General features: G+C 39.5%; 10 protein-coding genes. 2 read left to right on the top strand and 8 right to left on the bottom strand.

The window, feature by feature from the left end:
* Positions 1–328: 328 nt before the first annotated feature.
* Positions 329–1081, bottom strand: a complete 753-nt coding sequence (gene rsmG, locus QZ055_RS05990; RefSeq protein WP_295825282.1) for a 16S rRNA (guanine(527)-N(7))-methyltransferase RsmG — start codon at positions 1079–1081, stop codon at positions 329–331.
* A gap of 714 nt (positions 1082–1795) precedes the next feature.
* On the opposite strand from rsmG, the gene QZ055_RS05995 reads away from it, so the two are divergent.
* On the top strand, positions 1796–2026 hold the full coding sequence (locus QZ055_RS05995; protein ID WP_005384838.1) for an AbrB/MazE/SpoVT family DNA-binding domain-containing protein: 231 nt from the start codon (positions 1796–1798) through the stop codon (positions 2024–2026).
* On the top strand, positions 2023–2433 hold the full coding sequence (locus QZ055_RS06000) for a type II toxin-antitoxin system VapC family toxin (protein ID WP_005384837.1): 411 nt from the start codon (positions 2023–2025) through the stop codon (positions 2431–2433). The genes QZ055_RS05995 and QZ055_RS06000 overlap by 4 nt, the downstream gene beginning before the upstream one ends.
* A gap of 77 nt (positions 2434–2510) precedes the next feature.
* Here the strand turns inward: QZ055_RS06000 and mnmG are convergent, their stop codons facing one another.
* From mnmG to rpmH, 7 genes are all read right to left on the bottom strand, one after another.
* Positions 2511–4382, bottom strand: coding sequence for a tRNA uridine-5-carboxymethylaminomethyl(34) synthesis enzyme MnmG (mnmG, locus tag QZ055_RS06005; protein WP_295793423.1), 1872 nt, complete (start codon positions 4380–4382; stop codon positions 2511–2513).
* Positions 4383–4577: 195 nt separating this feature from the next.
* Entirely contained in the window at positions 4578–5963 is a 1386-nt protein-coding gene (gene mnmE, locus QZ055_RS06010; RefSeq protein WP_295825283.1) for a tRNA uridine-5-carboxymethylaminomethyl(34) synthesis GTPase MnmE, read from the bottom strand.
* Positions 5964–6152: 189 nt separating this feature from the next.
* Complete coding sequence (gene jag, locus QZ055_RS06015; protein ID WP_295825284.1) at positions 6153–6950, bottom strand: RNA-binding cell elongation regulator Jag/EloR; 798 nt, start codon at positions 6948–6950, stop codon at positions 6153–6155.
* A gap of 8 nt (positions 6951–6958) precedes the next feature.
* Positions 6959–7627, bottom strand: coding sequence for a YidC/Oxa1 family membrane protein insertase (locus tag QZ055_RS06020; RefSeq protein ID WP_005384829.1), 669 nt, complete (start codon positions 7625–7627; stop codon positions 6959–6961).
* A 168-nt stretch (positions 7628–7795) separates the two neighbouring features.
* Positions 7796–8017: a membrane protein insertion efficiency factor YidD gene (yidD, locus tag QZ055_RS06025; protein WP_072270728.1), complete on the bottom strand. Its 222-nt coding sequence runs from the start codon at positions 8015–8017 to the stop codon at positions 7796–7798.
* Positions 8018–8067: 50 nt separating this feature from the next.
* Complete coding sequence (gene rnpA, locus QZ055_RS06030; RefSeq protein ID WP_119206595.1) at positions 8068–8427, bottom strand: ribonuclease P protein component; 360 nt, start codon at positions 8425–8427, stop codon at positions 8068–8070.
* 79 nt (positions 8428–8506) lie between these two features.
* Positions 8507–8641 carry a 50S ribosomal protein L34 gene (gene rpmH / locus QZ055_RS06035; protein ID WP_004692946.1) on the bottom strand — a complete coding sequence of 45 codons (135 nt, stop codon included), beginning with the start codon at positions 8639–8641 and terminating at the stop codon, positions 8507–8509.
* Between the last annotated feature and the right edge of the window lie 831 nt (positions 8642–9472).

The following is a 9472-nucleotide window of genomic DNA, read 5'->3' on the forward strand; positions in this document are numbered from 1 at the left end:
AAATCGCTGCAGGCGTACATATTATGCCTTTAAACGATATCGATACAACATTACATATCATTGATCACATATAAGTCATTATAAGATTATCATAGAACACCTTTCCCACGGCCTCCATAGTAACCCTAAGTCGTCCTTATGGAAAGGTGTTCTATCTATCTTTGTATACGACTTATATAGTGAACAAAATATATAATCCTGTTGTAAACGATATCCTTAAATAGACCAGGGAAGATAGGAAAAAGAGGATGCAAATCTAAGATTTGCATCCTCTTTTGTATAGGCAATTATTTTCTATTATCCGCTATTGCGTAATAGAACTATTAAATTACACTAGCGGCTTGTCTTTAATTTCTTTTGGTTTACGTGGGTATTGTTTAGGTGTTTTACCTATTTTCTTAATGTACAAAATAGCTCGTTTATCATCCAAGGTTGGAAGTGTAACAGTGCGTACTTCTTCAATCTTAGCTTTCAATGTGCTAAGGGCTTTATTAGATTCGCTCACTTCTTCTTCGTAGATGGCGCCTTTTAAAGCAATTACGTAGCCACCTTCTTTTACATATGGTACAGTCCATTCTAACAGAATAGGTAATCTCGCTACTGCACGGCTCGTAGCAATATCGAAGCTTTCCCGGTAATCTTGATGACTAAGATCCTCTGCACGGCCATGTAAAGTAGTACAGTTCGTCAATTGTAGCTCATCCATAATGGATTCAAGGAAGGTAAGACGTTTTTTCAAAGAATCAAACAACGTAACCTTTAGACTACGGTCGTAGATGGCCAAGGGAATACCAGGGAAACCAGCACCAGTACCAACGTCGATAATGGACATGCCAGATTTGATGATATGTGGGTCATAGCAGGAGAGGGAGTCAATCATATGTTTAACCACAACCTCTTTCATATCTGTAATGCCCGTGAGGTTCAGATATTTATTTGTTTCAATCATGCGCGCATAATACACGTAAAAGTCTTTTGCTTGCTCTTCCGTACAAGGCAAACCAAATTCGCTCATTTGCTCCATCATATATGAAACAAATTCAGACTCAGGCGCAATAGGCACATCGTATTTTTCTTTCATAAGTACTCCTAATGAATTATTTGATATTTATATGATAGTGAAAGTAATCGACACATAGTTAGAAAATCTCATATCATATGGTACATCATATAAACAAATCTAGGTAATTAACAATATATACGTTATAAGAATAGTATTTCTTATTTCAAAGGCTATAAAACTCAAAAATTTGCGTTCTACGCCGTTTTTAATCTATTTTATATAAGTTTATATATAAAAACTTATAAAATGACCATACAAACAAGATATTTAAGTCATTTTTCTTTATATTATAGCATATTCTCAATTAATTCTCATTTAAACAGATATATTTCCTAAAAATACCATCTAAACATAGGGTAGAAGAGGTATTAACCAACTATTATCATTTAAATAACAATATTGAGAAATCGGTCCATCTTTTTAACCTATTTTGTTAACCTTTTACAATATCTATTTTCAATTTCATCATTCATCTTTTCAGCAACTTCATTTCACAGTTTATTTCTAATTTATCACCATGAACTTTTCTTCACTTACAAAATATTTTGTCTATTCTGAATGAACACTCAATGTATTTCTCTAGTGTACATATTTTAACTGCAGAATACTATTTATTTTATAAATATCCATATAAATATACATACTAGCTTTTTAATAATATGTATACAAAATTACATCTTGTTAAAATATATATCAAGGTATATACTTTTTATTAATAAGGAGGTGATATGTATGACCACAGCAAAGCTATTTGAAAATGGCCGTAGTCAGGCTGTACGATTACCAAAGGAATTTCGATTTAATGGTGATGAAGTAATCATCAACAAAATAGGGAATGTAGTCTTACTTATGCCAAAAGATGATGAATGGGCGGGATTTGTAGCTGGTTTATCATTATTTACAGATGATTTTATGTGTAACGGACGGGAAGATATTGATCATCAGGAGCGTGAAGCCTTATGAAGTATATGTTAGATACTAATATATGTATTTATGCTATCAAACAAGAGCCAGAAGTTGTACTACAGAAAATATTGAAACATCATCCTTCAGATATATGTATTTCATCAATTACATATGCTGAACTAATGCATGGTGTAGAAAAAAGCCAATCAAAAGATAAAAATAGATTAGCTTTAACACTTTTATTATCACCTATACAGATTATTGATTTCGATAGTCACGCTGCTGAAGAGTATGGAAAAATAAAAGCTGATTTACAATCACAAGGAAAAATTATTGGTCCTATGGATTTACTCATTGCTAGTCATGCAAAATCAAAGGGTCTTACTATCGTTACTAACAATACAAAAGAGTTTAAAAGAGTTAATCAATTAGAAGTGGAAGATTGGTCTAAACCATTAAGCTAATTCAACCTATTAAGTATTTACTAAAAAAGCTAGTTAATCATAGGATTAACTAGCTTTTTTGTATGTTATCACATATTTTATTTGCTTCGATTGTATTGTTCTAGTTGGATCAACAGAACAGATACGTCCGCTGGGGATACGCCAGAGATACGGCTTGCTTGGCCGATGGAGTGAGGGCGGATTTTATTGAGCTTTTGTTGAGCTTCAAGAGAAATGCCCTTAATTTGTGTATAGTCCCATTCTTTTGGAAGAATTTTTTCTTCTAGTTTGCGAACCTTATCGACTTGGTCCATTTGCTTTTTGATATAACCTTCGTAAGTAATGGAGATATCAACAGCTTCTTCTACGTCAGGCGTATAGCGTTTTAAACCAAATGCATCGGCTACGATAGCGTAGGAGAGTTCATTACGTTTTACTAAATCATAAGCGTGAATACCTGTTCTAATAGGTGCTGTACCTAAACTTTCAAGCAAAGCTTGTGTTTCCTTGGATGGATTTACAGGTGTATTTCGTAACATATCCATTGCTTCTTCGATAGCAGCTTTCTTAGCTGTAAATTTAGACCAACGATCGTCTTTTACAAGACCGATAGCACGACCTTTTTCAGTGAGACGCATATCTGCATTATCTTGGCGAAGTAATAGACGGTATTCGCTGCGGCTCGTCATCATACGGTACGGTTCATTTGTACCTTTTGTTACGAGATCATCGATGAGAACACCAATGTATGCTTCGGAGCGAGCAAGGATAAATGGTTCTTTACCTTCAAGCCATAAAGCTGCGTTAATACCAGCCATGAGACCTTGAGCAGCTGCTTCTTCATAGCCAGATGTACCATTAGCTTGACCAGCAGAGTAGAGGCCTTCAATATGTTTTACTTGAAGGGCTGGTGTCAGTTGTGTTGGGTTTAAACAATCATATTCAATAGCATACGCTGGGCGCATGATTTCTACATTTTCTAAACCAGGAATGGTACGAAGGAATGCATATTGTACGTCCATAGGAAGGGATGTACTCATGCCTTGTACGTACATTTCGTTTGTGCCTGTACCTTCTGGTTCTACGAATAATTGATGGCGTTCTTTATCGGCAAAGCGCACCACTTTATCTTCGATAGAAGGGCAGTAACGAGGGCCTACACCTTCAATTTTACCGCTATACATTGGAGCGCGGTGAATATTGCTTGTAATAATTTCGTGCGTTTCTTTATTAGTATAGGTCAGCCAACATACGTCTTCATTACGATTGATCCATTCATCCATAAAGGAGAAGGAGTGATGATGTGTATCGCCTTCTTGAACCTCCATATTTTCAAGGTTAAGAGTACGTTTATCTACACGAGCTGGCGTACCAGTCTTAAAGCGCATCAACTCAATGCCATTGTCCAGCAAGGATTGAGAGAAATGTTCCGCTACGCGTTGACCATTTGGGCCACCTACGTAATCGATGTCGCCGATGAGGATTTTACCTTTCAAATAGGTACCTGTGCAAAGAACGACAGCTTTAGCACCATAGAACTCGCCAAGCTCTGTAACGATACCTGTTACTTTGCCGTCCTCAACCTTAAGCTCCGTAACCATGATTTGCTTAACATTGAGGTTTTCTGTATTTTCAATGGTTTGTTTCATCAAATGTTGGTATTTGATTTTATCGGATTGGCAGCGCAATGAATGAACGGCAGGGCCTTTACCCATGTTGAGCATACGCATTTGAATAGCCGTAGCATCCGCGTTGATACCCATTTGACCGCCTAAGGCGTCAAGCTCATAAACAAGATGGCTTTTACCAGGACCGCCAACGGCAGGATTACATGGCATAAGCGCAATATTATCTAAACTGATGGTCGCCATCAACGTGCGATGACCCATGCGGGCAGCGGCGAGGGCCGCCTCACAACCAGCATGACCACCACCGATGACGATGACATCATAATTATCTACTGTGTACATATCAATTGAATTCCTTATATATTACTTATATTAAAAGTTTATTTTATTTAAATCACGAGGCCGTAGGCCGAGTTCTCCCTATTCTCCATAGAGTGGCAATGAGGGCTTTCAAAAAACGACTTTGGCCCTGCGTAGGCCGTAGGCCGAAGTCAGACCTGGCCAGTGGAGGCTTTTTGGAAGTACTCATTGTCATCATCACTTACCTAAACAAAAACGACTGAATAGTTCGTCGATCATGCTTTCACGGATGGTGTCGCCTGTGATGTCGCCTAGTAGTTCCCAGGCGCTGCGCAGGTCGGTAGCTACAAAGTCTACTGGCATGCCCATGTCGATGGAGGAGAGGGCTTGTTCGACTTGTGCCTTTGCTTGTTCCATGAGGCTGATGTGGCGCACGTTACTGATCATGGCGCTGTTATCTTGTTTTACGCGACCGCCGTAGACGAGTTCTTGCACCCATTTGGAGAGCACTGCAGAGCCTTCGCCTTCTTTAGCACTAATGCGCTCAATGGCCGTAAAATTTCCGTGTTCTTTTATATTTTCGTCTGTAACGACTTGTGCCACGTCGGACTTATTGAGGAGCACGATAGTGTTCAAACCGCTCACAGAGGTCAAAATTTCGATTTCTTCAGGGGTTAATGGAGTAGACCCGTCGATAACGCAGAGCACGATGTCTGCTTTGTTGATATAATCACGAGCACGCTCTACACCGAGGGCTTCCACCGTATCTTGTGTATCACGGATACCTGCTGTATCAATGAGGCGCAAGGAAATGCCTTCAACGGTCATATATTCTTCAATACTGTCCCGCGTCGTACCAGGAATATCCGTTACAATAGCGCGATTTTCGCGCAAAAGAGCGTTCATAAGGCTCGATTTACCTGCATTTGGACGGCCTACGATAACCGTTGTAATACCATCGCGAATGAGGCGGCCTGTATTTGCTGTGGATAAGAGATCATCCATAGCTTTCAAAATAGGCTCTAGTTGCTCACGAACCTCTTGGCTCGTTACGTCCTCAATATCCTCTTCTGGATAATCGATGGTTACCTCTAAATGAGCAATCATAGCGATGAGCTGTTCACGCACATCTTTTACAAAGGACGAAACGGTCCCATCGAGCTGCGATACAGCGAGGGAGAGGGAGTCCTCCGTTTTTGCTTCAATAATATCAATGATCGCCTCTGCTTGAGTGAGGTCGATGCGTCCGTTCATAAAGGCGCGCTTCGTAAATTCACCGGCCTCAGCCATGCGCACATCGTGGTTTACGAGCAATTTTAGAATTTGTCGAACTGGCACAATGCCGCCGTGACACTGAATTTCCACTACATCCTCTGCCGTGTAGGAATGAGGGCCTTTCATTAATAATACAAGAACCTCGTCGACCGTCTTGTTCGTTCCGGGATCCACAATGGTCCCATATTGTATCGTTCTATTTTGGCGGTCCATCAAAGGAACGGTACCAGCGCTCTTGAACAGGCTATTTACAATAGGAAAACTATCCTTGCCGCTAACCCGAATAATACCAACCCCGCCGATACCGGGCGGCGTCGCAATGGCCGCTATTGTATCATCTATATACATACATATCTCCGTATTTCGATTATCTAATATTTGATTTTGTATATGTTCTTCGCCTGTGAAAGTTAAACTAAACTAATCTTTGCATGCGAAGATTAACTTAGGTTAGCTTTCACCATAACCTAAAGAATAAAGAGGACAGCTCTCAAGCAACCGATAATCTCAGTTACTTGAAAGCTGCACCACTATATTTTATTTTTTATACGTAATCACAACGTGACGGAACGGTTCGTCCCCTTCACTGTTAGTAACAACGTTTTTGTCCCCTTGAAGGGCAGTGTGAATGATTTTACGTTCAAAAGCATTCATTGGTTCTAAGGAAACCTTTTGACGGTTGCGTTTCACCTTAGAAGCCAAGCGTTTCGCGAGATTTACCAATGTTTCTTCTCGGCGAGAACGATAGTTTTCCACATCTACAACGATATGGCAGTGGCCAGATACATCCTTGTGAGCCACGAGATTTGTTAAGTATTGAATAGCATCCAATGTTTGACCATGTTTACCGATCAAAATACCCAAATCTTCGCCGTGTACTTGGAATGTAATCTTATCTTTAGTCATCATTTTTTCGATAACCACAGTGAGGCCCATTTGAGTAAACATATCATCTAGGAATTGTTTACCTTTTTCAGCGATTTCTTGTTGATCTTCTTTTGAAAGTTCCTTTTTAGAAGGTTTTTCTACAACATCATCTTCAGTAGAGTCAACTGCTGTGTCTTGTACTTCTGTTTCAGTCGTTGCCACCGGCTGGGAAGCAACAGCTACAGATTGTTCTTCTACATGAGCTACTTCTTCTTGAGTAGCAGTTTTAGCTACAGATGTGAAGAATAAGCGAACAACTGCTGGTTTACGACCAATGCCCAAGAAGCCATTAGAAGGTTGTTCCAAGACTTTAGTTTCTACCAATTCTTGGCCTTCTGCAGCCAATTGAGCTACGCCTTTGGCAATGGCATCTTCAATGGTTTTAGCAGATACATCGATAAATTCCATAGTGTCTCCTATTTCTTAGCTTCTAAGCCTTTGTAAATGAAATGTTGTTGCACAAATTGGAATACATTGGATACGATCCAGTAAATAACTAAGCCAGATGGGAAGTTAAGGGAAATGTAACCAATGAATAAAGGCATAAAGATTGTCATAATCTTTTGTTGTTGCGCAGCAGCACCAGATGCACCGCTACTAGTTTGCTTGGACATAATCCATGTGGATGCCGCACTCAATACTGGCAAAATATACATTGGATCTGGTTCTCCAAGACTAGGAAGCCATAAGAATTGTACATAGTTTTGATCGTATGGATAGCCTTGTAAAGCATAGAAAATAGCGATCAAGAATGGCATTTGCACCAATAGAGGCAAGCAACCTGCTAGTGGATTAACGCCCATTTCTTTGTACAATGCACCCATTTCAGCTTGAAGTTTTGCAGGATCGTTTTTGTATTTGTCTTGCAATTCTTTCATGCGAGGCTGTAACTCTTGCATAGCCTTCATGGATTTGATTTGTTTAACAGTAAGTGGTGCCAAAATCGCTTTAATAACGATTGTTAAAAGGATAATAGCCACACCGTAGCTTGGATAGCCTACCATTTGAGTTAATTGGAACGCATAGGTTACCAATGTAGTCATCAATTCAACGATAGGGTGGAATATACTACTTAAGAATTCCATTGTTTCTCCTTTTTCTTACAGTCCGAAACCGTCCTTTGCGCATCTATATATCGTTATGGTATGGTCTAAATTTCATCCATACAGATGCTCAGGTATTTCCAAAACTGTGCTCGATGGTTTTTATGAAAGTTGCTTTCACAGAACGCATCCAGCCTAAGCCCAAGTGGGTTAGGGAACTGGATCATAGCCACCCTTGTGGAAAGGATGGCAGCGAAGAATGCGTTTTAAACCCATCCAGCTACCTTTCAAAGGACCATATTTTTCGATGGCCTGCAGAGTATATGTGGAACATGTCGGATAATAACGGCAACATCCAGGTTTTAAGGGAGATATGGCAAGCTGATAGAACCTAATTAAAAGTCGTAAAAGCGTGGTTATACAGCGTTTCATGGAAACCTCCATATACACAAAAAAGGACCAAAGCCTTCTAACTTGTGGTCCTATTTATCATTTTGTATCAATAATTTGCTTTTTCGCAAGAGATACAAAATTTCCTTTTCCGCTTTTTCGTAGGTAGCGTTTTTCAGAGGGCCACGTCCAACAATTACGATATGATACCCTTCGCGTATGGAATGTTGATTGAGGCGATATACCTCTTTCATAAGGCGTCTAGCTCGGTTGCGCTCTACAGCACAACCAACCTTTTTGCCGGTTACAAAACCAATGCGCGTAGATTGCTTCGCCACGGGCATACGATAGAGTACACACATGCGGCCTACTTCGTATTTACCGTGCTTATACACAAGGCGATATTCATTATTGTGCGTCAGTCGTCTTGCTTTTTCGAGGCAATAATCCATATGCATTGTCCTTAAGTCCTAAGAATAGAAAAACTTGGCAGCAGCGCCAAGTTTTTTCTCCTGCCTAACAGCTATTATATTATGCAGATAAGCGTTTTCTGCCTTTTGCACGTCTTCTTTTTAAAACGAGACGGCCACCGATAGTTTTCATGCGTTCACGGAAACCATGGGTACGTTTTCTCCAAAGAGTATTTGGTTGATATGTACGTTTCATTAGTAAAACACCTCCTCGTTATATATTTGTTTTACTTATACCATAACAGGGTAATTATAGAGGGAAAACGCAAATCTGTCAATAAAAAACAGGTGTTTTCTTAGTATTTTTAGTATATGCGAAACCGATATCACACTATTTTGAATATATAATTTGTTTGCTGCCAACATTTTCATAATTTAGTAATGAGGAAAGGACCATAATTTTTCGCTCCACCGGCCGGGTCTGACTCCGGCCTACGGCCTCCGCAGGGCCAAAGTCGCTGCAAAATCATGGTCCTTTCCTCATTCTACTGTAACTATGAAAACGTCAAACAAATTATATTGCATTCAAAGATCATCCTATCGGTTTCGCACATATTAAAAACAAATAAGTAAATACCTGTTTTTTTTATTGAAACAGATTGCGCGCACCTTCCCTTGGCGGGGAAGACAAAATCTACTATTTTAGGGCAACATACCTACACCTCTTTTGAAATAGAACAGGCCTGTTCTATTTCCGGAACACCCTATATACATACCTATTTCGAATTAGTACACGCCTGTTCTATTTTTCAGAACACCCTATACACATACCTATTTTGAATTAGTACACGCCTGTTCTATTTTTCGGAACACCCTATACACATACCTATTTCGAATTAGTACACGCCTGTTCTATTTTTCGGAACACCCTATACACATACCTATTTTGAATTAGTACACGCCTGTTCTATTTTTCGGAACACCCTATACACATACCTATTTCGAATTAGTACACGCCTGTTCTATTTTTCGGAACACCCTATACACATACCTATTTTGAATTAGTACACGCCTGTTCTATTTTTCG

Source organism: uncultured Veillonella sp., from assembly GCF_905209685.1.
GTDB lineage: Bacteria > Bacillota > Negativicutes > Veillonellales > Veillonellaceae > Veillonella.

What these genes read in the sequence shown, in the direction of transcription:
- rsmG (WP_295825282.1), bottom strand. Translation starts at nt 1,081, where the DNA reads ATGAAAGAAAAATACGATGTGCCTATTGCGCCTGAGTCTGAATTTGTT.
- QZ055_RS05995 (WP_005384838.1), top strand. Translation starts at nt 1,796, where the DNA reads ATGACCACAGCAAAGCTATTTGAAAATGGCCGTAGTCAGGCTGTACGA.
- QZ055_RS06000 (WP_005384837.1), top strand. Translation starts at nt 2,023, where the DNA reads ATGAAGTATATGTTAGATACTAATATATGTATTTATGCTATCAAACAA.
- mnmG (WP_295793423.1), bottom strand. Translation starts at nt 4,382, where the DNA reads ATGTACACAGTAGATAATTATGATGTCATCGTCATCGGTGGTGGTCAT.
- mnmE (WP_295825283.1), bottom strand. Translation starts at nt 5,963, where the DNA reads ATGTATATAGATGATACAATAGCGGCCATTGCGACGCCGCCCGGTATC.
- jag (WP_295825284.1), bottom strand. Translation starts at nt 6,950, where the DNA reads ATGGAATTTATCGATGTATCTGCTAAAACCATTGAAGATGCCATTGCC.
- QZ055_RS06020 (WP_005384829.1), bottom strand. Translation starts at nt 7,627, where the DNA reads ATGGAATTCTTAAGTAGTATATTCCACCCTATCGTTGAATTGATGACT.
- yidD (WP_072270728.1), bottom strand. Translation starts at nt 8,017, where the DNA reads ATGAAACGCTGTATAACCACGCTTTTACGACTTTTAATTAGGTTCTAT.
- rnpA (WP_119206595.1), bottom strand. Translation starts at nt 8,427, where the DNA reads ATGGATTATTGCCTCGAAAAAGCAAGACGACTGACGCACAATAATGAA.
- rpmH (WP_004692946.1), bottom strand. Translation starts at nt 8,641, where the DNA reads ATGAAACGTACATATCAACCAAATACTCTTTGGAGAAAACGTACCCAT.